Source organism: Streptomyces sp. NPDC048639 (genome assembly GCF_043199075.1).
Lineage (GTDB): Bacteria > Actinomycetota > Actinomycetes > Streptomycetales > Streptomycetaceae > Streptomyces.
In genome coordinates this window covers 473,554-496,152 of record NZ_JBICVP010000006.1, presented here as the reverse complement: position 1 = coordinate 496,152, position 22,599 = coordinate 473,554, and the positions used below count along the sequence as shown (strand labels likewise).

At 70.2% G+C, this 22,599-nt stretch carries 21 protein-coding genes and 1 tRNA gene; 14 read left to right on the top strand and 8 right to left on the bottom strand.

Annotated elements, in window-relative coordinates:
- Positions 1–274 precede the first annotated feature (274 nt).
- On the top strand, positions 275–1,000 hold the full coding sequence (locus ACGFNH_RS19475; RefSeq protein WP_393655234.1) for a hypothetical protein: 726 nt from the start codon (positions 275–277) through the stop codon (positions 998–1,000).
- A gap of 190 nt (positions 1,001–1,190) precedes the next feature.
- On the opposite strand, the gene ACGFNH_RS19470 is transcribed toward ACGFNH_RS19475, so the two are convergent.
- From ACGFNH_RS19470 to phoU, 4 genes are all read right to left on the bottom strand, one after another.
- Complete coding sequence (locus ACGFNH_RS19470; protein ID WP_393655232.1) at positions 1,191–2,654, bottom strand: MFS transporter; 1,464 nt, start codon at positions 2,652–2,654, stop codon at positions 1,191–1,193.
- A 478-nt stretch (positions 2,655–3,132) separates the two neighbouring features.
- Complete coding sequence (locus ACGFNH_RS19465) at positions 3,133–3,534, bottom strand: DUF4234 domain-containing protein (RefSeq protein WP_393655230.1); 402 nt, start codon at positions 3,532–3,534, stop codon at positions 3,133–3,135.
- A 289-nt stretch (positions 3,535–3,823) separates the two neighbouring features.
- Positions 3,824–4,348 (bottom strand): GNAT family N-acetyltransferase, encoded by a 525-nt coding sequence (locus ACGFNH_RS19460; RefSeq protein WP_393655228.1) that lies wholly within the window; start codon positions 4,346–4,348, stop codon positions 3,824–3,826.
- A 1,161-nt stretch (positions 4,349–5,509) separates the two neighbouring features.
- Positions 5,510–6,187 (bottom strand): phosphate signaling complex protein PhoU, encoded by a 678-nt coding sequence (phoU, locus tag ACGFNH_RS19455; RefSeq protein ID WP_393655227.1) that lies wholly within the window; start codon positions 6,185–6,187, stop codon positions 5,510–5,512.
- Between the two features lie 277 nt (positions 6,188–6,464).
- Here phoU and ACGFNH_RS19450 point away from each other — a divergent pair, with 277 nt between their 5' ends.
- The gene (locus tag ACGFNH_RS19450; RefSeq protein ID WP_393655225.1) at positions 6,465–7,751 is read left to right on the top strand and encodes a sensor histidine kinase; all 1,287 of its coding nucleotides are present in this window, start codon (positions 6,465–6,467) and stop codon (positions 7,749–7,751) included.
- Complete coding sequence (locus ACGFNH_RS19445; protein WP_360860746.1) at positions 7,748–8,428, top strand: response regulator transcription factor; 681 nt, start codon at positions 7,748–7,750, stop codon at positions 8,426–8,428. Before ACGFNH_RS19450 ends, ACGFNH_RS19445 begins: the two co-directional genes overlap by 4 nt.
- A gap of 207 nt (positions 8,429–8,635) precedes the next feature.
- Here ACGFNH_RS19445 and ACGFNH_RS19440 read toward each other — a convergent pair whose 3' ends face one another.
- Positions 8,636–9,340, bottom strand: coding sequence for a DUF461 domain-containing protein (locus tag ACGFNH_RS19440; protein WP_393655223.1), 705 nt, complete (start codon positions 9,338–9,340; stop codon positions 8,636–8,638).
- 664 nt (positions 9,341–10,004) lie between these two features.
- Here ACGFNH_RS19440 and ACGFNH_RS19435 point away from each other — a divergent pair.
- The 8 genes from ACGFNH_RS19435 (at position 10,005) to ACGFNH_RS19400 (ending at position 18,294) form a co-directional block, all read left to right on the top strand.
- Positions 10,005–10,487, top strand: a complete 483-nt coding sequence (locus ACGFNH_RS19435) for a CarD family transcriptional regulator (RefSeq protein ID WP_003953493.1) — start codon at positions 10,005–10,007, stop codon at positions 10,485–10,487.
- 313 nt (positions 10,488–10,800) lie between these two features.
- On the top strand, positions 10,801–11,589 hold the full coding sequence (gene ispD, locus ACGFNH_RS19430) for a 2-C-methyl-D-erythritol 4-phosphate cytidylyltransferase (RefSeq protein ID WP_393655432.1): 789 nt from the start codon (positions 10,801–10,803) through the stop codon (positions 11,587–11,589).
- On the top strand, positions 11,579–12,082 hold the full coding sequence (gene ispF / locus ACGFNH_RS19425; protein WP_393655221.1) for a 2-C-methyl-D-erythritol 2,4-cyclodiphosphate synthase: 504 nt from the start codon (positions 11,579–11,581) through the stop codon (positions 12,080–12,082). Before ispD ends, ispF begins: the two co-directional genes overlap by 11 nt.
- Before the next feature lie 154 nt (positions 12,083–12,236).
- Positions 12,237–12,641: a PPOX class F420-dependent oxidoreductase gene (locus ACGFNH_RS19420; RefSeq protein ID WP_393655220.1), complete on the top strand. Its 405-nt coding sequence runs from the start codon at positions 12,237–12,239 to the stop codon at positions 12,639–12,641.
- A gap of 119 nt (positions 12,642–12,760) precedes the next feature.
- Positions 12,761–14,161: a cysteine--tRNA ligase gene (cysS, locus tag ACGFNH_RS19415; protein WP_393655218.1), complete on the top strand. Its 1,401-nt coding sequence runs from the start codon at positions 12,761–12,763 to the stop codon at positions 14,159–14,161.
- Between the two features lie 155 nt (positions 14,162–14,316).
- Positions 14,317–15,291, top strand: coding sequence for a 23S rRNA (guanosine(2251)-2'-O)-methyltransferase RlmB (gene rlmB / locus ACGFNH_RS19410; RefSeq protein WP_393655216.1), 975 nt, complete (start codon positions 14,317–14,319; stop codon positions 15,289–15,291).
- 246 nt (positions 15,292–15,537) lie between these two features.
- Positions 15,538–17,208 carry a DoxX family membrane protein gene (locus tag ACGFNH_RS19405; RefSeq protein WP_393655214.1) on the top strand — a complete coding sequence of 557 codons (1,671 nt, stop codon included), beginning with the start codon at positions 15,538–15,540 and terminating at the stop codon, positions 17,206–17,208.
- Between the two features lie 414 nt (positions 17,209–17,622).
- Positions 17,623–18,294, top strand: coding sequence for a chitinase (locus tag ACGFNH_RS19400; protein WP_393655430.1), 672 nt, complete (start codon positions 17,623–17,625; stop codon positions 18,292–18,294).
- A 322-nt stretch (positions 18,295–18,616) separates the two neighbouring features.
- Here the strand turns inward: ACGFNH_RS19400 and ACGFNH_RS19395 are convergent, their stop codons facing one another.
- A complete protein-coding gene (locus ACGFNH_RS19395; protein WP_393655212.1) occupies positions 18,617–18,898 on the bottom strand; it encodes a CPCC family cysteine-rich protein in 282 nt (93 codons plus the stop codon).
- Positions 18,899–18,923: 25 nt separating this feature from the next.
- Positions 18,924–19,070, bottom strand: coding sequence for a hypothetical protein (locus tag ACGFNH_RS19390; protein WP_393655210.1), 147 nt, complete (start codon positions 19,068–19,070; stop codon positions 18,924–18,926).
- Between the two features lie 395 nt (positions 19,071–19,465).
- Between ACGFNH_RS19390 and ACGFNH_RS19385 the strand changes: the two genes are divergently transcribed.
- Positions 19,466–19,966, top strand: a complete 501-nt coding sequence (locus ACGFNH_RS19385) for a hypothetical protein (protein WP_393655208.1) — start codon at positions 19,466–19,468, stop codon at positions 19,964–19,966.
- A gap of 406 nt (positions 19,967–20,372) precedes the next feature.
- On the opposite strand, the gene ACGFNH_RS19380 is transcribed toward ACGFNH_RS19385, so the two are convergent.
- Positions 20,373–20,448 (bottom strand) — tRNA-Thr (locus tag ACGFNH_RS19380).
- A 220-nt stretch (positions 20,449–20,668) separates the two neighbouring features.
- Between ACGFNH_RS19380 and ACGFNH_RS19375 the strand changes: the two genes are divergently transcribed.
- Both ACGFNH_RS19375 and ACGFNH_RS19370 read left to right on the top strand, forming a co-directional pair.
- Positions 20,669–21,808 (top strand): ABC transporter ATP-binding protein, encoded by a 1,140-nt coding sequence (locus tag ACGFNH_RS19375; protein ID WP_393655206.1) that lies wholly within the window; start codon positions 20,669–20,671, stop codon positions 21,806–21,808.
- A gap of 287 nt (positions 21,809–22,095) precedes the next feature.
- Positions 22,096–22,512 (top strand): hypothetical protein, encoded by a 417-nt coding sequence (locus ACGFNH_RS19370; protein WP_393655204.1) that lies wholly within the window; start codon positions 22,096–22,098, stop codon positions 22,510–22,512.
- The last annotated feature ends 87 nt before the right edge of the window (positions 22,513–22,599 follow it).

The following is a 22,599-nucleotide window of genomic DNA, read 5'->3' as shown; positions in this document are numbered from 1 at the left end:
GTGCGTTGCTGGAGTCCACTCCATCGGTGCGAACAAAGTCGTTCACTTCCTGGAGAAACACCTTGGCTGAGCTGTACCGAGAGGTCCGTGCACGACGGTCCTCGACGCTCATCTCATGCCGCTACGACCTCAAGACACTCGACGTGCTGGAGAGTCGACGTGTCACTCCGCCGTACCGACTCGAGGGGTGATCATGCGAGTCTCCATTGACACACTTCCCGGGGGAGCAAGTCCGAACGAGGATTGGGTGGTCGGCACGCCTACGCTCGCAGTCGTGCTGGACGGACTGAGTACCGCAGGCCTGGCTACGGGGTGCCGTCATGGCGTCCCGTGGTACGTCGCCCAACTCGGCGCCCAGTTGGTAGCAGCACTGGCAGAGCCGGACCGACCACTCGCAAGCGCGCTGGCGGATGCACTCGAACGGGTTGCCGGACTGCACCCCGAGTGCGACCTGGGCAACCCGGGAACGCCATCGGCCACGGTTGCAGTCCTCCGGCACCGGCATGGGGTGCTCGACCATCTGGTTCTCGCCGACTCACCCATTGTCTTCGACGGCCCTCATGGCTACTCGGTGATCACGGATCTCCGCGTGGACGACTTCCTGCCCGAGATGCGGGCCGAGGTGGAGCGGCATGAGACGCACACGCCAGGACACCGAGAGGCACTGCAACGCTTCGTGCTCGCGCAGCGGCAGATGCGCAACACGCAAGACGGTTACTGGGTTGCTTCCGCCGGTCCAGTGGCTGCTGAGCACGCCTTGACCGGCACAACGTCACTCGATGAGGCAAGCTCAGCTGCCGTCATGTCCGACGGGGTGTCGCGGCTTGTGACCGAATACCGGATGGCGACTTGGTCTGACGTATTCGCGACGCTCCGTGCAGGAGGACCCCGAGAACTGATCAACGCTGTGCGCAAGGTTGAGGCGACAGATCCCACCGGACGTCGCTGGCCGCGATACAAGTCCGGCGACGATGCCGCCGTCGCCTTCTGCCAGTGGTGACATGAAGGGTGCGGTGCTGACACCCATACCTGATATCAACAACCCGTACATCGACGCACAATCCGATGCTGATCTTGGTTCGCGTTGCCGGACCGGCGGCACGAACGGCCGGTCAGAAGCGTCTGGTTCAGGGATGTACGCGCCTACGGATCAGAAGGCTGCACGTTCGAATCCTGCCGGTGCACAACTGTCAGCAGCGACGGGTCTGGTACGGCACCGGGGCGGATTCCCCCTCGGACGCTGTCGGGCACCGGCTCAGGGCGACGAGGAAGGTCAGCAGGATTCCGCCTGCCACGACGAAGAGCGTGGTGCTGATCCCGTCGGCGGTTGCGATGCGGAGCTGTTCACCGGAGAGACCATCGAGGCCGGCTGTCGCCACCAGGACGAGGATGGCGAGGCCTACGGCCGCGCCCACGCCTGAGCCGGTGGAGGCGATGCCGGAGGCGATGCCTTGTTCCCGGTCGGCGATTCCGGTGGCGGCGGCGATGAACATGGCCGTGAAGACCACGCCGTCGCCGATGCTGAGCGCCACGAGGCCGGGGACGAGTTCGAGGTAGGTGCCGTCCGGCGAGATCGCGAGGCCGAGTCCGAGCGCACCGAGCGCACCGACGGCGAGCGCCGCGGCCAAGGTGCGCCTGAGGCCGAACCGCGTCACGAGCCGGCCCGCGGTCGTCGAACCGGCCACCACCACTGCCGTGGGGATCAGAAAGCCCGCACCGGTCTCCAGAGCGTCGTAGCCCAGAATCTCCTGGAAGTAGAGGGAGAGGAAGTAGAGCACGGAGCCGAAGGTCGCCATGAACATGAACGTGATGACGACGCCCGTGACCAGGTTGGGGTTGGACAGCAGCCGGGGTGGCATGAGCGGGTCGTCACTGCGCCGCTCGATGACGAAGAAGGCTCCGATCAGCAGCACGCCCGCCGCTGCGCTGACCAGGATGCCCGGCGAAAGCCAGCCCAGTCCTGGACCTTGCACGAGAGCGAACACGATGAGCGTGACACCGAAGGTGACGCTGAGCGCACCGGGCAGGTCGAACTTGCGGCCCTTTTCGCGTTCACCGTCCCGGGGGATGAATACAAAGGCGAGCAGCAGCGCGGGGCCGGCCAGGAGGACGTTGACGAGGAAGACCGCTTCCCAGCCGAACGCCTGCGTCAGCACGCCGCCGAGCAGCACACCGATGACGAGTCCTGCCGCGCCCGACCCTCCCCAGATTCCCAACGCGCGGTTGCGGGCGCGGCCTTCGACGAAGGTGGTGTTGATGAGCGCCAGCGTGGTGGGGAACACGAGGGCTCCGCCGAGACCTTGGAACGCGCGGGCGGCGAGGAGCGTCGCGGGGCTGGTCGCGAGTCCTCCCACGAGCGCTGCCCCGGCGTACAGCGCGAGGCCGGTGGCCAGGATGCGGCGTCGTCCGAGCAGGTCGGCGGCGCGCCCGCCGAACAGGAGGAAGCCGGCCGAAGCCACCGCATAGGCGCTGATGACCGACTGGAGCGTCTGCGCGGAATAGCCGAGGTCGCGTGCGATGTCGGGGAGGGCCACGACCACGATGTACTGGTCGAGCGAAACGATCAGCATGGCGAAGGACAGGAGCGCCAGCGTCGCCGTCTCACGGTTCCAACCGAGGCTGCCGGGCGCGGATGGCGTCTCTGGGGGTCGCACGGCAGCACTCCTGATGATCGGTCAAGTCTGTGCTCACGGCCTGCCGGGAAGTCCGTCGGTTTCGGGGCGGGCAGGTGGCCTCGCCGAGAAGGACGGGTGCCAAGACCCTATACAGCTCGCCCTCACCGATCCCGTCAACGACCCGCGTGCGCCGGACGGCGCTCACAAGCCGGGCCCTTGGAGTCCGTACCGGTTCGTGACTCCCTGTCGTACGCGGTGCGGAGGAGAGGGCGGCTCGGCTTCCTGGCGCGTCTGTTGCTGCCGTTGATCGCTGGTGGGGCGGCTGCCTGAAGAGGGGCGGGCCCAGCGCGCGAGCATGCTCAGGAGCCGACCGTCGGCCGCGATCGGGGCGTTGCATGCCCCCCGTTCGCGGGTTCCCGCGGGACAGGGGGCGGTTGCGCCGGGCGTGGGCTGCGGAACGGGCTGCGCGGCCGCCGTGTTCGGACCGCGGCGGCCGTGACGCGAGCCTCTTCAGGCGTCAAGCAGCAAGAGGTACCTGCTCGCCCTCTGCCGGGGTCTGGTAGTGGGCCCAGACCTGGTTCAGCTCGTGCTGGTAGTAGAGCGGGTACAGACCAGCAACGATCATGAGGATGAGCCCGATCCAGGGATTGCAGGTCGGCTGCATCCCGGCCGACTGCTGCATCCGGGCAATGCGCTGACCGGTGTTGTAAAGGGAAACGAACGGCGGAACGATCACCAGCCAGCCGACCGTAATGGCCAGAACCGACACCACTGGATTGGCCTCGATCCGCTGATCAAAGTCCTGCGCTTCGCGATTGACCTTGTAGTACCAGACCAGGTGGTAGATACCCAGCGTGATCAGAGGCCAGATCAGCCATACGAGAAAGATGTTGCGGGTCTTGCCGGCGCGACCTGACATGGCACACCTCCCATGTATCCAGTGCATCACGACCGGTCGCAACGCGCGCGTCGTGCACGTTGCCACCGCGGGGGAGCCTCCCCGCACGGCCACACCACGAGCCTCGGTCGGGCACCGTGCCATCCCGTCACCGTGCCGCATCGACCGTGGCCGGGCGGAGCCGACGGTGAGGGCCAGCGGGAGCCGCAGGCACCGGGCTTCGGCATGTCACCACCGCATGCCGGTGATCCCGCACGCCGGCGCCATCGCTGCAAGCAACGGAACGGGGGAGAACCGGGGGATGCCGGTCTCAGGAAGCCCATTCATGCGCCAGGAGGCCGAGGACGACCACGTCGGCGCACGCGCCGTACACCCAGGACGAACGTCGCAACGTGCCCTCGATCGTGAATCCCGTCTTCGTCGCCGCCGCGATCATCGGGGCGTTGTCCGCCATGGTCTCCACCTGCAGTCGCTGCATCCCGCGGACCGCGAACCCGTACTCGCACAGGACGTGGACGACGTCCGAGCCGAGTCCGCGACCGCGGAAGGCGGGGAGCAGGGAGATGCCCAGGTGCGCCTTCCTGTTGTGGGCGTCGATGCCCCACAGCAGGGCCGCGCCGGCCAGTTCCCCGGAGTCGAGGTCCACGACCGAGAAGGGTGCTGCGGTGTCCGACGGCTCGGCGACCGCGAAGGGGGAGCGTGTCCCCGGCGCTATCGGCTGCCAGGGCACGGAGTCCTCGCGGCAGCGGGTCGCCACGTCGTCGTGGAGCGCATGAAGTACGGGTACGTCAGCCTCGCGCCGTGCCCGCAGCTCGGTCCTTTTTCCACGCATCATCCGCCCTTGCTACCCGAGGACGGCGCGTCGCTCAACCGGCTTTCGACCGCCGGAGATCCTGGTGACCCGCGCCAAGACCCTTGCGTACGAGCCGGGTTCGCCTGTCACCCCGAGGGTCGCAGGCCGCGCCGAGACCACCGAAGTGTCGTGATCGCAGGCCGCCCCGCTTCCGCACCATGCCGGAAAATGAGGCTGTCGGAAGTGCCACCCGAAGACGTTCGTCCTCACCTGAGGGCCGAACGCGCCGCTCTGCTCGACCCGTTGGAGGGCTTGGGCCGGACGTGCCCCGGCACTCCAGTCCGACAACCATGCCAAGGACCGACACGGCAGGAGGCTCGGGGGCCGGTGACACGGTGCGGAGCCGCGGAGCCGCGGAGGCCGTCGGCACGGCAGAGCCCCGGCCGGAACACCGGCCGGGGCTCGCGTTGCGTATGCGGCGTATGCGGTGGTGAGCCGCCCGTCCGCGGTGATGTGCTGCGGCTAGCCGCAGCAGCCGCCGCACTGGCACGGCCCGCCACTCTGGCAGCCGCAACCGCACCCGGATCCGCAGCCGCATGCGGCCACGATCGGGCCCGGCACGTCGGACACCTGAAGCGACCGGTCCGTGCATGGCTGTTCGCGGCGCGGATGCGTGCTGGGGGAGTCGGCCATGGGGTCCCTCCTCGAAGGCAGAGCGTCCTCACGTGCCTACCCGGGTCCGCAGGCGCACCAACGGCGCGCGGAAGCGTGACGGCGCAGGGCCGTACGCCCCGGGCGCGGTTGTACGCCTCGCGCAGGGCCGTACGCCCCGGGCGCGGTTGTACGCCTCGCGCAGGGCCGTACGCCCCGGCACCGGGCCCGCGTCGTGCACGCCCCCACAGCACGCACGCTGCGGGCCCGCTGCCGTAGCGCCCCCAGACCTTATGCGGTCCAGGTCCGGGCCCGTACGGCGGGCCCGCCCGACCGGCGTCCGGGGAGTTCACGCCGAGCTCACGCCGAGCCCGTCCAGGCGCGACACCCGGCCCGCGCAGGCGCCGCTTGCCCGCCTGCCGACTGCAGGCCGGCGCGCCGCAGGACGGTGCACGCCGGACCGCCCACCGCGGGCCCGCGGGCCGCCCAGCAGGACCGCCCACGCCGGACCGCCCGCCGCAGGAAGCGGCCCGCTGCCCGGCGCCGGCGGGCTTACGCGCCCTCGACCGTGATCGGCGGGGTCATCTCGTCCGCGTGCTCGCCCGTCACCAGGTAGACCACCCGCTGCGCGACCGAGACCGCGTGGTCCGCGAACCGCTCGTAGTAGCGGCCCAGCAGGGTCACGTCCACCGCCGTCTCGATGCCGTGCTTCCAGCGGTCGTCCATCAGGTGCTGGAAGAGCGCGCGGTGCAGCAGGTCGATCTCGTCGTCGTCCTGCTCGAGCTGCAGCGCCAGGTCGACGTCCTTGGTGATGATGACCTCGGCCGCCTTGGCCATCAGCCGCTGGGCGAGCTGCCCCATCTCCAGGATCGTGGCGTGCAGGTCCTGCGGCACCGCCGACTGCGGGAAACGCAGCCGCGCGAGCTTGGCGACGTGCTGCGCGAGGTCGCCTGACCGCTCCAGGTCGGCGCTCATCCGCAGCGAGGTGACGACGATGCGCAGGTCGGTCGCGACCGGCTGCTGGCGTGCAAGGAGGGTTATCGCCCGCGCCTCCAGGTCACGCTGCAGGCCGTCCACCTTCTCGTCCTGAGCGATCACGCTCTCGGCGAGATTGAGGTCCGCGTCGAGGATCGCCGTGGTGGCACGGCCGATCGCGGAGCCGACGATCCGGGCCATCTCGACCAGGCCCTCACTGATCGAATCGAGCTCCTCGTGGTATGCGTCCCGCATCGAAATCCTCATCTCTCAAACTGGCTGGTTTCACCAGCATCCACGCTCGGGGCCCTGTGCGTCCCCTTCGAGCCCCCCGAGTGAACGCCCACCCACTTCACCGTGAACTCTTGGCAACGCCCGGAGCCCCATCCGGAACCCCGCCCCGACCTGCGATCGACACCCGTCTGACCAGAATGAACCAGCCGCGACCTGCAGGTGAACTCTCGGCAACGAGTGCCGAAGGTCGCCTCCGACGGCCTGTGGAGCGTACTCACCACCCGCTTAATCTGGACGCATGGATGTGAACGCGGCGGTTGCCGCACTGGCAGCGCTCGCCGGCGTGTGCACCGGCGTCGTCGCCATGCTGGCGTTCCGCTGGAGCGAGCGGGAGCAGGCCAAGCCGACCCGCAGCTCACTGCACACCGAAGCGGTCCTTCCGCCCGGCGTCGACACCGTACTCTCCGTCCTCCGGTCCTCCGCGGTCGTCCTCGACGAGTCGGACAGCGTGGTGAAGGCCAGCTCGGCGGCTTACGCACTCGGCCTGGTGCGCGGCGGGAAGCTGGCCGTCGAGCCGATGCTGGTGATGGCCAGGGACACCCGGCGCGACGGCGAGATACGCCAGATCGAGTTGGACCTGCCCCGCCGAGGGAACGGCCGCGGCGACGGCCTGGCCGTCTCCGCACGCGTCGCGCCGCTCGGCTCCCGGCTGGTGCTGCTGCTGGTCGAGGACCTGACCGAGGCCCGGCGCATAGAAGCGGTGCGGCGCGACTTCGTGGCGAATGTCAGCCATGAGCTCAAGACCCCCGTCGGCGCCCTCTCCCTCCTCTCCGAGGCCGTGATGGACGCCTCGGACGACCCGGAGGCCGTCACCCGCTTCGCCGGCCGCATGCAGGTCGAGGCGACCCGCCTGACCAGCCTCGTCCAGGAGCTCATCGACCTCTCGCGGGTGCAGAACGACGACCCGCTCGAGGACGCCGAGCCCGTACGCGTCGACGAGCTGGTGGCCGAGGCCATCGACCGCTGCCGCCACGCCGCCGGCACCAAGCAGATCACCATGGCGGCCGGCGGTACCGCGGACCTCCATGTGTGGGGCAACCGCGGCCAGCTCGCCGCGGCCCTCGGCAACCTCATCGAGAACGCCGTGAACTACAGCCCGGCCCGTACGCGCGTGGGCATCGCGGCCCGCCGGATCACCGTGCACGGCGGGGAGATGCTCGAGATCGCCGTGACCGATCAGGGCATCGGCATCTCCGACCGGGACAAAGAGCGGATCTTCGAGCGGTTCTACCGCGTCGATCCGGCGCGCTCGCGCGCCACCGGCGGGACCGGCCTCGGACTCGCCATCGTCAAGCATGTGGCCGCCTCGCACGGCGGGGAGGTCACGGTCTGGAGCGCCGAAGGACAGGGCTCCACCTTCACACTGCGGCTGCCGGAGGCGGCCCGCGAACGGGACCGGGACAAGGCCGACCGCCGTGACCAGTCCCTCGTAGAACCGGACGAGGTCGGCGACGATGCCGCCGCCGACCGGCCCTACGAGACCTTCACCGATGAATCCCTTCCTGCTCCGGAGGTCCTTCCGTGACCCGAGTTCTCGTCGTCGAGGACGAAGAGTCCTTCAGCGACGCTTTGTCGTACATGCTCCGCAAGGAGGGCTTCGAGGTCGCCATCGCGGCAACGGGGCCCGACGGGCTGGACGAGTTCGAGCGCAACGGCGCCGACCTCGTCCTGCTCGACCTGATGCTGCCGGGGCTGCCCGGTACGGAGGTGTGCCGTCAGTTGCGCGGCCGCTCCAACGTCCCGGTCATCATGGTGACCGCCAAGGACAGTGAGATCGACAAGGTCGTCGGGCTCGAAATAGGAGCCGACGACTATGTGACCAAGCCCTTCTCCTCCCGTGAGCTGGTGGCCCGCATCCGTGCGGTGCTGCGGCGCCGCGGGGAGCCGGAGGAGGTCGTTCCTGCCGCCCTGGAGGCCGGTCCCGTCCGCATGGACGTCGACCGGCACGTGGTGACGGTCGGCGGCGGCAAGGTGGACCTCCCGCTCAAGGAGTTCGACCTGCTGGAGATGCTGCTCAGGAACGCCGGCCGGGTGCTGACCCGTATGCAGCTCATCGACAGGGTGTGGGGCGCGGACTATGTCGGCGACACCAAGACCCTCGACGTCCATGTGAAGCGATTGCGGGCCAAGATCGAGCCGGATCCGGGGGCCCCGCGCTACCTGGTGACGGTGCGCGGTCTGGGCTACAAGTTCGAGCCGTAGAAAGGGAGTCGGGGCCGCCAGCCCTTCCGTTGCGGACGCCCCCTCGCTGCGGACGGTGCACCACGCGCGCCCCGCGCCGAGCCTGTGGCGGCACACGCGGCCTTCACGCGCGCCCCGCGCGCACAGGGACACGACGAAGGCCCCGGAGCGCATCACTCCGGGGCCTTTCGTCGTGCTGCTGTGGCTGACGCGTCGGGCTGTCGGCGGTCAGTGACCCGCGGAGGTGCCGCCCGTCGCGTGGCCGGCGCTCGCGGACGCGCCGGCGGCGGGGGACTGCTGCGTCCCGGCGTCGTCGCCGTTCAGCTCGTCCTCCTCGTCCTCGGACGTGCCCTCCTCGGCTTCCTGGTCCTCGCCGTCGGCCGGCAGGGTGGAAGGGCTCGCGGAGCGCGAGGGGGTCGGTACGGCGGTGGGGCCGAAGCCCTCGAAGTAGTGCGTCGCGGGCACCACGAAAGCCTGGAGTTCGACCTCGCCGGTCCGGCTCAGGTCGAAGACCACGTCCTGGACGTCGCCGTCCCGCATGGCCTCGTTGCCGGTGGCCAGAACGGCGGAGGGGTTGCCCTCGCCGCCGAGGATCAGGGCGCCGCCGGCCGGGACGGTCAGCGGACCGGTGCCCTTGGCCGGGGAGAGCTTCACCTTCTCCCGGGAGCCCTCGACGGTGACCGACTCGAGGACCTGGTCCTTGTCGCCGTTGTTGAAGATCTTGGCGGCGATGACGGCCGAGCCCTCGCTGCCCTCGGGCTGGGTGATCACGTTCGCGTTCTGGATCTTGATCTCGCCGACGTGTGTCGCGGCGTTGTCCGGCTTGACCTGCAGCGTCGAGGCCGAACTCCCGGCCCCGCAGGCGGTCAGCGCGGCAAGGGAGAAGGCGATGGCAGTGGCGGCGAGAGCGCCACGTCGGATGCTGCGGCTCACGGCGGCGGCAACTCCTTGGACGACGGGAGGGGCGGCTCGGAACCGCCCCAAGGGCTTGTCAGCGGGCTTAGGTTACCGAGCCGCCCTCCCCGCTCCGCACCCGACCCGCCCCGGCGCCATTCGTCCCCTTCCGGGACTCCCTGCGGAAAATTCCCCGGACATCTGTCCGGGCGATTATCCGGGCGAATCCGGGAACGCACCGGAAATTGATCAGCATTGATCGGTGCGGACGATCCTGGTTCACCGTCAGGCGTCCGCGATGAACGCCGGGATGAACATCGGGATGAACGGTGGGATGAACACCGTGATGCGTGCCCCGGATGCATGTCCCGGATCCAAGTCGCCGTCAACACGGTGATCAATTCGCGAAACGTGTCGCGGCGGGCTCGAAGGATCCGATTGGAGTAGTGGAAGTCAGCCACCTGGACTCCGGCAAACCGGGACGTTCGACCTGTCTTAAGGGGTCCGCAAGGTGGGTAACGGCCATGTTTCGACCCACCGTCACAGCCGCTCCCACCTGCGAATTCCCGTCTCCGGAGAGCCTTCGCAGCACGTTCCGGTCGCTGTTGTCAAGCCCCGAGATATGCCCTGACCTGCGAAAACGCCATTCAGAACGCGCCGTTCCCGTGTTACTCTGGATAGCCACGGAAGGGGTACCTGTCACATGACGTTCAAGGTTGGCGACACCGTGGTCTATCCCCATCACGGGGCCGCGCTGATCGAGGCCATCGAAACTCGCCAGATCAAAGGCGTGGACAAGACCTACTTGGTGCTGAAGGTCGCCCAGGGCGACCTGACGGTTCGTGTGCCAGCGGACAATGCGGAGTTCGTCGGCGTGCGCGATGTGGTCGGGCAGGACGGGCTGGACCGGGTCTTCGAGGTGCTGCGTGCGCCGTATGCGGAAGAGCCGACCAACTGGTCCCGCCGCTACAAGGCAAATCTCGAGAAGCTCGCGTCCGGCGACGTGATCAAGGTCGCGGAAGTCGTGCGCGATCTGTGGCGCCGTGAGCGGGAGCGCGGGCTTTCCGCAGGTGAGAAGCGCATGCTCGCCAAGGCCCGGCAGATTCTGGTGAGCGAGCTCGCCCTCGCTGAGAACACCAACGAGGACAAGGCCGAGGCTCTGCTCGACGAGGTTCTCGCGTCCTGACGCGCTGATCCGATTCTGCAGGTCCGACGCTCCGTCGGCCACCGGCCCGGAGGCTCTTCCGGGGCGATGAATGCCGACGTGATGGCTGGTGTGTCTATGCCGCGGTGCCCGAGTGACGAAAGTCTGTCGCCGGGCGCTGCGGCATGTATACGGCAGCATGAGCACGCCGTCCTGTGGTCAAGCGTGCCGGGCCCGGGCAACTCTCCCCCAGCTACTGCTGGTGGGGCCCCGGACCAGTTGTCACGGAAGGGACTGGTCGGGGCATCGCGCCCGGCACGCTGAGGCCATACCCAACCCGGCCGAGGAAACAAACCTGAACGCGCAACCAAAGTCCGAGACGCCGCGCCCGGCGGGACATTCCGGTGCCCCGCACAACACCCGTACCGCCGCGGTCATTCCGGCCGCGGGGCGCGGGGTCCGCCTCGGCCCCGGTGCCCCCAAGGCGCTCCGGGCCCTGAGCGGCACACCGATGCTGGTGCACGCCGTACGGGCCATGGCCCGCTCCCGTGCCGTCTCCCTCGTCGTCGTGGTCGCCCCGCCGGACGGGGCGGCGGACGTCCGCAACCTCTTGGGCGACCATGCCCTGCCCGGGACCACCGACGTGCTCGTCGTGCCCGGCGGGGAGACCCGCCAGGAGTCCGTACGGCTCGGCCTCGCGGCGCTCCCCGACGACATCGGCATCGTCCTCGTCCACGACGCCGCCCGCCCGCTGGTGCCGGTCGACACGGTCGACGCCGTCGCCGCGGCCGTACGGGACGGCGCCCCGGCGGTCGTCCCCGCGCTGCCGCTCTCCGACACCGTCAAACAGGTCCAGCCGCGCTCCGGGAGCGAGCCGGAGCCCGTCACCGGGACGCCCGAGCGTGCCCTGCTGCGCGCCGTGCAGACCCCGCAGGGCTTCGACCGCGCCACGCTCGTCGAGGCGCACGAGAAGGTCGCTCTGGAGGGCGAGGGGGCCACGGACGACGCGGGGATGGTCGAGCGGCTCGGCGTCCCCGTCGTGGTCGTCCCGGGCCACGAGGAGGCGTTCAAGGTGACCCGGCCCCTGGATCTCGTTCTGGCCGAGGCCGTACTCGCCCGCAGGAGGGCCACCGATGGCTTCTGACTCCGCCGCGCAGCCGCTCATGCCGCTGACGGGCATCGGCACCGACGTGCACGCCTTCGAGAAGGGGCGTGAGCTGTGGTGTGCGGGCCTGCTGTGGGAGGGCGCCGAGTACGGCCTGGCCGGGCACTCGGACGGTGACGTGGCCGCGCACGCCGCCTGCGACGCGCTGTTCTCCGCGGCCGGCCTCGGTGACCTCGGTGCGCACTTCGGAACGGACCGGCCCGAGTGGTCCGGAGCTTCCGGAGTGACTCTTCTCACAGAGGCCGCCCGCATCGTACGGGAGGCCGGCTTCGGCATCGGCAATGTGGCGATCCAGGTGATCGGCGTACGGCCCAAGATCGGCAAGCGCCGGGAGGAGGCGCAGAAGGCCCTCTCCGCGGCGGTGGGCGCCCCGGTTTCGGTCTCCGGCACCACGACCGACGGCCTCGGTCTCACCGGCCGCGCCGAGGGCCTGGCCGCCATCGCCACGGCCCTGGTCCACCGGCGCGCGTAGAGCCCCCGGGCGCCGTGGGGCGCCCTGCGGGGCGGTCCGCCTCCCGGGGGAATGTCACCCCGATGGGGCGCCCGGGCCGGGAATGAAGCGGGTCCGACGGGTAGTTGAGAGCTATCGCCTCACCGCACCCGTTCCGCACCCGGAAGGACCGACCGTGGCACACGCGCTCTCCGACGACCTCAGGAACCTCCTCGACAAGCCGGTCTTCGTCACCCTGGCCACCACCCAGCCCGACGGCAGTCCCCAGCTCTCCGTCGTGTGGGTGAAGCGCGAGGGCGACGACCTCCTGGTCTCCACCACCGAAGGCCGCCGCAAGGAGCGGAACATCCGGCGCGACCCGCGGGTATCGGTCATGGTCAACCCGGTCGACGCCCCGTACACGTACGCCGAGATCCGCGGCACCGTCACGGTCGCCGAGGACCCCCAGGGCGAGCTGATCGACGAGCTGTCGCTGAAGTACACCGGCAAGCCGTACTCGGAGTTCAACCCGGCCTCCGCCGAGGACGCCCCGCGCATCATCGTGCGGGTCAGCCCGCGCAAGGTCGTCGGCAACATCTGAGCCGGGCCGTCCGGGCCGGGGCGTGGGCGGCCCGCGCCGCGCTCCCGGCCGCGTGACGCATCGGTGGACCGCGCCCGACGGGGCGCGGGGCACTGCCCGCGGCGCACTACCCTTGATGCGTGACCATTCGCCTGTACGACACCAGCGCCCGGCAGACTCGTGACTTCACCCCGCTCCGGCCGGGCTGCGTCTCGATCTACCTGTGCGGCGCGACCGTGCAGGCCCCCCCGCACATCGGGCACGTCCGGTCCTACCTGAACTTCGACATCCTGCGCCGCTGGTTCGTCCACCGCGGCTACGACGTCACGTTCATCCGGAACGTCACGGACATCGACGACAAGATCCTCGTGAAGTCCGAGGAGACCGGCGAGCCGTGGTGGTCGATCGGCTACCGCAACGAGCGCGCCTTCAACTCCGGCTACAACGCGCTCGGCTGCCTGCCGCCCACCTACGAGCCCCGCGCCACCGGCCACATCCCCGAGATGGTCGACATGATGCGCGTCCTGATCGAGCGGGGCCACGCCTACGCCGTCGAAGGCAACGTCTACTTCGACGTGAAGTCCTTCTCCGGGTACCTCCAGCTGTCCAACCAGGAGCTGGAGAACCTCCGCCAGCCGGAGGGCGAGGGCGAGACCGGCAAGCGCGACCCGCGCGACTTCGCGATGTGGAAGGCCGCCAAGCCGGGTGAGCCGAGCTGGGAGACCCCGTGGGGACGCGGCCGCCCCGGCTGGCACCTGGAGTGCTCGGCGATGGCGCACAAGTACCTCGGCTCCGCCTTCGACATCCACGGCGGCGGCGTCGACCTCGTCTTCCCGCACCACGAGAACGAGATCGCCCAGGCCAAAGCCTATGGTGACGCCTTCGCCGCGTACTGGATGCACAACGGCTGGGTCACCATGAGCGGCGAGAAGATGAGCAAGTCGCTCGGCAACTCGGTGCTCGTCTCCGAGATGGTCAAGACGTGGCGCCCCATCGTGCTGCGCTACTACCTCGGCACCCCGCACTACCGCTCGATGATCGAGTACAGCGAGGAGGCCCTGCGCGAGGCCGAGTCCGCCTTCGCGCGCATCGAGGGCTTCATGCAGCGCGTCGTCGAGAAGGCGGGCGGCCCGGTGGAACCCGCGTCCGAGGTCCCCCCGGCCTTCGCCGAGGCGATGGACGACGACCTGGGCGTCCCGCAGGCGCTGGCCGTGGTGCACACCACCGTGCGCCAGGGGAACTCCGCACTGACCGCCGACGACAAGGAGGCGGCGGTCGCCCGCCTCGCCGAGGTCCGTGCGATGCTCGGAGTGCTCGGCCTCGATCCGCTCGATGAGCAGTGGGCGGCCGGCACCGGTCGGGGCGAGGACCTCCACGGCGTGGTGGACTCCCTGGTCAGGCTGGTGCTCGAACAGCGTCAGGCCGCCCGTGCCCGCAAGGACTACGCGACGGCGGACGCGATCCGCGACGAGCTGCAGCAGTCGGGGCTGGCCATCGAGGACACCCCTTCGGGACCGCGCTGGGAGCTCGGTCCGCGCTGAGAACCACCGGGGCCCGGGCCGGGGAGACCGCGGGTCCCTCCGGCCGGGAGACCTCACCCGGCCCGTCCGCGCCCTGAGCGCGGCACACTGTCCGAGTACGTACGTACGCTCAGCACGCGCCTCGCGCGTGCCCGCAGGAAAGAGTTTGGTGACGCATGGCGGGGAACAGCCAGCGCAGGAACCGCCGCACCGCGTCCAAGAAGGGCGCGACGGTCGGCAGCGGCGGCAAGCGGCGCCGCTCACTCGAGGGCAAGGGGCCGACCCCGCCCGCCGAGATGCGCAAGGGGCACGCCAAGCAGCGTGCCGCGAACGCCAAGGCCAAGCAGGCCGCACGCCGACCGGCCCCGCGCCGCGGTGGCCCCAAGGGCACCGCCGAGCTGGTCGTCGGCCGCAACTCGGTCTTCGAGGCGCTGCGCGACGGCGTACCGGCGAACACGCTCTACGTCCAGCAGTTCATCGACAACGACGACCGGGTGCGTGAGGCGCTGAAGCTCGCCGCCGACCGCGGCGGCCACAGCGGGGGCCCGGGCGGTGTCGCGCTCATGGAGGCGCCGAAGGCCGAGCTGGACCGGATGACGAACGGCCTGAACCACCAGGGCCTGGTCCTCCAGGTCCCGCCGTACGAGTACGCGCACCCCGAGGACCTGGTCGCGGCCGCCTTCGACGAGGGCGCGGACCCGCTGATCGTCGCCCTCGACGGCGTCACCGACCCGCGCAACCTCGGCGCGGTCGTCCGTTCCGTCTGCGCCTTCGGCGGGCACGGTGTGGTCGTCCCGGAGCGGCGGGCCGCGGGGATGACGGCGGGCGCCTGGAAGACGTCGGCCGGCACGGCGGCGCGTACGCCCGTGGCGCGCGCGACGAACCTGACGCGGGCCCTGGAGGCGTACCAGAAGGCCGGGGTGACGATCGTCGGCCTGGCGGCGGACGGCGAGGCCGAGCTGCAGGACCTCGAGGCGCTGGACGGCCCGGTCGTGGTCGTCATCGGCAGCGAGGGCAAGGGCCTTTCGCGGCTGGTCGGCGAGACCTGCGACGTACGCGTCCGGATCCCCATGCCGGGCGGTGCGGAGTCGCTGAACGCCGGTGTGGCGGCGGGAGTTGTGCTGTACGAGGCGGCGCGCCGCAGGGCGTGACCCGACCTGCGGCTCGTGGCACCGGGCCCTGAAGGCCGCGTAAGGGGCTCTGTCCATGGGACAGGGCCCCTTACCGGGTGAAGGGGCCAACGGGTGAACGGGGCGCCGGCGCCCGGGCGTTCGGTCCGCGCCCGCCCGTTGACCTGCGAGCCCGAGGGCATCCGCGGCGCGGGACAGGCGTCTTGACGGGCCTCGGACAGATCTGCGCAGTCAAGGCAGTGTCCTTAACGCGGGTCACTCGGTTAGATGAGCGTGGACACCAGAACACCCCGCCCTATGGGGGGACGCTCGCCAGGATTCGACGCCGAGCCTGCGCTGAGCACGGTGAAGGTGCCGTGCGACCCGGCTCAGGTCATCGTCAACCACGCGAGCTTCCGAGTGCAGCTCGCCACGCCGGTGCAGGCCGTGAGCGGCAGACGAACGCTCGTGGACACCGCGCTGTTCGCCGGTGCGCTGCCCGCAGGTGCCAGGACCCGTACCCCCGCCGCCATCGGCTCCGCCGCCAAGCGCCGCAGTCCTGTGGTGTGGAGCGGCCGTACCGAGCCGGGCGACCCCGCCGCCGGCCGGCTCCTGCAGGCGGTGCGGAACTCCGGGGTGAGCCTCGGGACGGAGTCCGGAGGCGCCGACGCGGGCGCCACCACGCAGGTGCTGCCGCGGATCAACCTCGACGACGCGCCGCCCACGGTCATCAGGCCCCGTCGCCCGGAAGCGGACGACGCCACCACCGTGCCCCGGCACGCACGGGCCGGCCACCGCGCGGGCAGCCTCATCCCGCCCGTGGACCGGGACGCCGACGAGTACCTCGACCACGACGACTACGAGGACGCGGAGTTCGCCGACGACGAGCGCTCCGGGGGCCGCCGCCATGCGGACAAGGTCCGCCACGCGTATTACCCGGGCCGCCGGATGAACCTCGGCGTCGTCCTGCTGCCGCTGCGCATCTTCCTCGGTCTGATCTCCGTGTACGCGGGCATGGGCAAGCTCTGCGACCCCGTCTACTTCGACGGCGGGGACCGCGGCTCGATGGTCACCTGGCTCTCCCGCCTGGAGCCCTGGGCCGTCGCGTCCCCGCTGCAGGACTTCGCGGTGGCCCACCCGGTCGGCGCCGGCCTCACCGTCGCCTTCCTTCAGGTCGTCGTCGGTGTGCTCACGATCTTCGGGCTGTGGCAGCGGCTGGCGGCCTCGGTCGGGGCGCTGCTCTCCGCCGCCCTGCTGGTCACGGTGAGCTGGAGCTCGGGACCGGCGTACGAGGCGCCGGACATCATCTACCTCGCCGCGTGGAGCCCGTTGCTGATCGCGGGCGCTCCCGTGTACTCGATGGACTCCCGCCTCGCGGGCGAGGCATGGCGCAAGCTCGGTCCGCGCGTCTCGATCTGGCAGCTCCGGCGCCGTGTGCTCCGGCGCGGCACGCTGATGGCCACGGTCGTCGGCGGACTGACCCTGCTCGTGGGCTCGATGCTCGGCGGTGCCGTGCGGTCGACCGACATGACGACCGTGCCGGGTCCCACGGACGCGCCGCGCAACCACCTCCCCGGTTCGCCGGTGCCGGAGAAGCCGGGCGAGGGGAAGGCCTCCCAGGGGCCCACGTCGGCGGGCACCGGCTCGCCCGAGGCCCGCAAGAGCGCCGGTCCGTCCGCCTCGTCCGGCGCCACGACGGGCCCCGGCGCGGCGCGCGAGCGGGAGACCGCGGGCACGGGGCATCAGCCGGGCCAGTCCCCGTCCGGCCAGAACGGCAGCGGGGCGGCGGAACAGCCCGCCGTGCCCGCGCCCCCGCCGAGCCATACGGCAGGGCCCTCGTCGACCGGCGGCGGCTCCACGAACCCGAGTGGCGGCTCGGGCGGCGACGGCGGTACGGGTGGCGGTGGCTCGGACGGCGGTTCGGGCGGCGACGGTGCTCTCGGCGGCCTCCTGGGCTGACCTCTGGCGCTGCCGGCCATCCCGTACCGGTGCCGCCCCACGCAGTGGCGTGGGGCGGCGCCGGTCGTCGTGTACGGGGCCGGTCGTCGTGTACGGGGTAGGCCGTCGCTCCGGCACCGGTCGTCGCGTACGGCGGCGGTCGTCGCTTACGGGGCTGTGGCGCGGGGGTTGGGTACGCAGGCCCTCGGCCCACCCCGACCGCCTCAATGGAAAAGGATTGGTCTACACCTTGACGTACTTGGTGTAGACCAAGGAGCTTGGGTGTTCTCAATCCCCCACAGCGGCCGCCGTGTTGGGCCGGTGCCTTGGCCCGTCCGCGTGCGGTTCGCGAGACGAAGGAGTGCTCAAGTGCCGAGGAAACGCCTCCTGGCGTGGCTGACCGCCGCGGTGGTCGGATGCGCGCTGTTGATTGTCATGCCTATGGCCTCCAACGCGGCAGCCCCGAACGCGCCGCGCGCCGTGGCGGCGGACTTCGTCGTGAGCGAGGCCCAGTTCAACCAGATGTTCCCGAACCGGAATTCCTTCTACACGTACGGCGGACTGGCAGCGGCCCTGAGCGCGTACCCCGCGTTCGCCACCACCGGCAGCGACACCGTCAAGAAGCAGGAGGCGGCGGCCTTCCTGGCCAACGTCGGCCATGAGACGGGCGGTCTGGTCCACATCAAGGAGCAGAACGAGTCCAACTACCCCCACTACTGCGACGCGAGCAGGCCGTACGGCTGCCCGGCGGGCCAGGCCGCGTACTACGGCCGCGGGCCGATCCAGCTGAGCTGGAACTTCAACTACAAGGCGGCCGGCGACGCGTTGGGCATCGATCTGCTCAACAACCCCTGGCTGGTGGAGAAGGACGCCGCAGTCTCCTGGAAGACCGCCCTCTGGTACTGGAACACCCAGACAGGCCCGGGCACGATGACGCCGCACGACGCGATGGTCAACGAGCGCGGCTTCGGTGAGACGATCCGCAGCATCAACGGCAGCCTGGAGTGCAGCGGCGGAAACCCGGGCCAGGTCCAGAGCCGCATCAACGCGTACCAGAGCTTCACCCAGATCCTGGGCGTCCCACCGGGGGGCAACCTGAGCTGCTGAGCGGCCGTGAGGCCGTGAGGCCGCGCGAACACGGCGGCGCGGGGCGGCGGGCGCGAACGGCCCGTACGGGGGCGCGTGGTGCGCCGTACGGGCCGCGCGGATAGGCGGCGGGTACAGGTCGTACAGCGAAGCCCAGGCCGATCCTGACCGGCCTGGGCCTTTCTCGCAGCAGCCTGCCGGATGCGAACCGAGGACCTTCGCTACGAGTGCGATCTCCGGTCCGAGCGGATGGCTCGCATGTGGGCCCATGGGAAGGCCCGGATCCCGGTCCGAGCCATCGAGATCTGTCGTCGCCCGGCCGTGTTGATGTCACCTGGTGGTGTCAGAGCTCGGGGTGCTCGTCCGGGCGAGGGTCGCGCACGAATTGGGTGCACCGCCGGTCACAGGCGCCCATGACCCGGAAGTTCGCTCGTGCCTCGCTGAGACTGAGGCCGTCGTTCGGGCCGCCTCGAACTTGGTCCGCATCGTGGTCGTCCTGCCCGTCATCCTCCCAGAAGCACACGGGGCAGATCTCGAACGCGCCACGCTCATCAAGCGTCAGGAAGCCGCAGCAGGGGCAGGAGTGCGGGCCGTGCCCGGCCTTGCCTTGGGTGTTGACGAACATAGGGGACAGCCCCGCGATGCCGTTGTCACGAACTCTCGACGAAGCGGACGGACCAGGCGTAGCCGCTCAAGTTGTTGTGTGGGACCCGCCGGACTTCTCTGACCTGGCAGCCGTCGTGGGCGTACTTGCGGGCGAACCGGTCGAGGCGCTGCGCCTCTGTGAGGTCGTCCATGGACAGCGGTGCTCCGACGACGAGGTCTTCGTGAAGGACTGTCTCCGGCGAGGCATCGTCCGAGCAGGCCGAGCAATGATGCGTTTCAGGTAGGGCCATAGGGCCAGTGTCCTCCTACCTGGACGCCTCGACGTTCAGAGCGAGCTTGGCCTCATCGGTGCCGCACGCGCGGGGGCCTGCTGGGACTTGTCCGGAGCATCAAGATGTTGACCCACCGGTGATGAGTGGCCCGCACAGCGAAGGGCCGTCCTACCCGAAGGAGGAGTGGCCCCCACTGCGCTCGGATCCGTATATCCGGTACTGCCCAGCGGCTTCCTGCCTGCGGCGTCGCACCCACCACATCAGGGCTGCTCCGGCCGCCCCGAGCGCCGCGGCTAGGGTCGGGTGGCATGGAGATGACCAGCGCAGAGTACGAGGAGCTGCGGGAGCTGGACCGGATCCGGTCGGACAACCCGGTGCTGAACGCGTGGCTGGAGATCCTGCGCGGCGAGTTCCCGGCGTGGGCCGAGCGCCACGGTGGCGGCTGGGACTTCAGCCTCGGCTCCCTTGTCCGGATGGAGGAGCTGGTGCGCTCGACGTACTCGGGTAGCGCTCAGGCCCAGGCGGAGATCGGCGGGGACTTCCATCAGACGGCGGCCTGGTATGTCGGCGAGGTCCACAACCGGCACGTTGGGACGGTGTGGCAGTACCACCCCGATTCGCTGGAACTGGACCCCGGCACATGGCCGTTCGTGATCGTTCCGTTCGAGCGGCTGGAGGAGTTTCCCGACGAGGACGGCATCGAGCCGGATGGGCGACCCCTCTACAGTCCGGTGCACCGGCTGTGCGGCGTACTGGACCCGGGCAACGGGCACCTGGCGACAGACGTCGATATTCACGCACCGGAACGCAGTTAGCCCTACGAGAGCGAGCCCGCGTCATGCCCAGGCAGAACCGGGCGTCACTCGTGCCCGCTTGTGCAAGAGGGCGCTGGCCGACGTGGCGTCGAAGCAGCCGAGGAGCGTGGGCCGTTGAGCTCGAGCCGGCGCCCGCAAGCGGGGCGCGGACTGCGACGAGGCCGGTCTCGTGTTCACCGCACGCCGCGGTCGGCGGGGCGAGTCGCGCAACGTGTATCCATCCTTCTCGCGGCTCCCCGATGAGGCCGGCCGCCGGCTCCTCCGGATGCAGGACGCGCGGCAGGGTGCGCCGTTCTCCTCGCCGCGGCCGGGGTCGGGGTCGGGCCGCGAGTCCTCATGGAGATCCCCGGGCACAGCCAGACGCCCCGGACGATCTTTCGTCCGGGGCGTTGGCGCTGTTCAGGCGTGGAGCCGCCTGTCGGATTCGAACCGACGACCTTCGCTTTACAAGAGCGGTGCTCTACCAGCTGAGCTAAGGCGGCAGCGCGTACAGACTACACAGCGTCCCGTGCCCCGAGCCACGTCGGCGGGTGCCCCTCGACGGCGCAGGTGAGCGGGGGCGTGCACGTTGGTTTCACGCGCCACCGACTACTGACAAACCGCGGAGCCGCAAGGTACCGTCACCGGCAGTTCACTCGGGTGGACTACACCTTTACAACGGATCGTCCGGCACGTTCCTGCCGGTGAAGGGACCACAACACCATGGCTACGGTCACGTACGACAGCGCGACCCGGATCTATCCGGGTTCCGACAAGCCCGCCGTCGACAAGCTCGACATTCAGATCGAGGACGGCGAATTCCTCGTCCTCGTCGGCCCGTCCGGCTGCGGCAAGTCCACCTCCCTGCGCATGCTCGCGGGGCTCGAGGACGTCAACGGCGGTTCCATCCGGATCGGGGACCGCGACGTCACTCATCTTCCGCCGAAGGACCGGGACATCGCGATGGTGTTCCAGAACTACGCGCTCTACCCGCATATGACCGTCGCCGACAACATGGGCTTCGCCCTCAAGATCGCCGGCGTCAACAAGGCGGAGATCCGCAAGAAGGTCGAGGACGCGGCGAAGATCCTGGACCTCACCGAGTACCTCGGCCGCAAGCCGAAGGCGCTCTCCGGTGGTCAGCGCCAGCGTGTGGCGATGGGCCGTGCGATCGTCCGTGAGCCGCAGGTGTTCCTCATGGACGAGCCGCTGTCGAACCTCGACGCCAAGCTCCGTGTCCAGACCCGTACGCAGATCGCGAGCCTGCAGCGCCGCCTCGGCATCACCACGGTCTACGTCACCCACGACCAGGTCGAGGCCATGACCATGGGCGACCGTGTGGCGGTTCTCAAGGACGGTCTGCTGCAGCAGGTCGACTCGCCGCGGAACATGTACGACCGCCCGGCCAACCTCTTCGTCGCCGGCTTCATCGGCTCCCCGGCCATGAACCTCGTCGAGGTGCCGATCGCCGACGGCGGCGTCAAGTTCGGCAACAGTGTCGTGCCGGTGTCCCGCGAGGCGCTGTCCGCCGCGGCCGACAGGGGCGACCGCACGGTCACCGTCGGCGTCCGCCCCGAGCACTTCGACGTCGTCGAGCAGAACGGCGGCGCCGCGCAGTCGCTGTCGAAGGAGTCCGAGGACGCCCCCGCCGGTCTGGCCATCACGGTCAACGTCGTCGAGGAACTCGGCGCCGACGGGTACGTCTACGGCACCGCCGAGGTCGGCGGCGGCGAGCGCAAGGACCTCGTGGTGCGTGTGAGCGGCCGCCAGGTTCCGGAGAAGGGCTCGACGCTGCACGTCGTTCCGCGGGCGGGTGAGAACCACGTGTTCTCCACGTCCACCGGCGAGCGCCTGACCGACTGACGCTCCGGCGGCGCGCCCGGAAGGCCGGAAAGCCCGAAGGCCCGAAGGCCCGAAGGCCCGAAGGCCCGATTGACGGATGGCCCGAAGGCCGGAAAACAGGGACGCCCACGGAAGTTGTACGCGGCGCCGCACACCGCTCCGAGTGGTGTGCGGCGCCGCGGCACATCCCGGGCACTTCCGACGTTTCGGTTCTGTACGTCAACATGCCGAGCGGGCTGCTCGGGGATCCGTAGCTCGACAGGGTGACTAAATGTCGCCAAATCACTACCTCTCGCTACGATCGCCGCGTGAACCATGCAGCCCGCCGAATCGGCAGAACCCTCGCACTTGTCCTCCCCGTCGTTCTCGTGCTGTCGGGGACGCTCGCGGTCGCCCGCGTCCCGTGGTCGGCGCCCGACGCCGACACCCAGGTGCTCACCGCGTCCGCGGAGAAGGCCTCCACCCGCGCGATGTCCCGCGCACCGCAGGACCTCCTGCGGGACCGGCTGCTCGCGGAGCTCCAGGAGAAGGATCCGGGCGCCGCGCTCACCGGTCTCCAGGAGGCGACCGAGGCCCGTCCCTCGCTGGCCCGGCACTGTGCGTCGATCGCCCGCGCGCTCGGGCGTGCGGCCGTGTCGAAGTACGGCCCCCGCAAGGCGCAGAGCTTCTCCCGCCCGGTGTGCGACACCGCGTTCGCGTACGGCGTGGCCCAGGACGCGAGCTGAGCCGGGGGCCCGTCGCCCGGGCCCGCTGCGGCTTTCTCCGCAGGCCCGCCGTGCCCGGTCCTCCGCGTATCGCTTCTCCGTATGTCT

Excerpts from the sequence above, each read along its gene's own strand:
- ACGFNH_RS19385 (WP_393655208.1), top strand. The coding sequence starts at position 19,466 with ATGACCAGCGCAGAGTACGAGGAGCTGCGGGAGCTGGACCGGATCCGG.
- ispF (WP_393655221.1), top strand. The coding sequence starts at position 11,579 with ATGGCTTCTGACTCCGCCGCGCAGCCGCTCATGCCGCTGACGGGCATC.
- ACGFNH_RS19390 (WP_393655210.1), bottom strand. The coding sequence starts at position 19,070 with ATGGACGACCTCACAGAGGCGCAGCGCCTCGACCGGTTCGCCCGCAAG.
- ACGFNH_RS19435 (WP_003953493.1), top strand. The coding sequence starts at position 10,005 with ATGACGTTCAAGGTTGGCGACACCGTGGTCTATCCCCATCACGGGGCC.
- ACGFNH_RS19460 (WP_393655228.1), bottom strand. The coding sequence starts at position 4,348 with ATGATGCGTGGAAAAAGGACCGAGCTGCGGGCACGGCGCGAGGCTGAC.
- rlmB (WP_393655216.1), top strand. The coding sequence starts at position 14,317 with ATGGCGGGGAACAGCCAGCGCAGGAACCGCCGCACCGCGTCCAAGAAG.
- ACGFNH_RS19375 (WP_393655206.1), top strand. The coding sequence starts at position 20,669 with ATGGCTACGGTCACGTACGACAGCGCGACCCGGATCTATCCGGGTTCC.
- ACGFNH_RS19400 (WP_393655430.1), top strand. The coding sequence starts at position 17,623 with ATGCCTATGGCCTCCAACGCGGCAGCCCCGAACGCGCCGCGCGCCGTG.
- ACGFNH_RS19405 (WP_393655214.1), top strand. The coding sequence starts at position 15,538 with ATGAGCGTGGACACCAGAACACCCCGCCCTATGGGGGGACGCTCGCCA.
- ACGFNH_RS19395 (WP_393655212.1), bottom strand. The coding sequence starts at position 18,898 with ATGTTCGTCAACACCCAAGGCAAGGCCGGGCACGGCCCGCACTCCTGC.
- ACGFNH_RS19450 (WP_393655225.1), top strand. The coding sequence starts at position 6,465 with ATGGATGTGAACGCGGCGGTTGCCGCACTGGCAGCGCTCGCCGGCGTG.
- ACGFNH_RS19465 (WP_393655230.1), bottom strand. The coding sequence starts at position 3,534 with ATGTCAGGTCGCGCCGGCAAGACCCGCAACATCTTTCTCGTATGGCTG.
- phoU (WP_393655227.1), bottom strand. The coding sequence starts at position 6,187 with ATGCGGGACGCATACCACGAGGAGCTCGATTCGATCAGTGAGGGCCTG.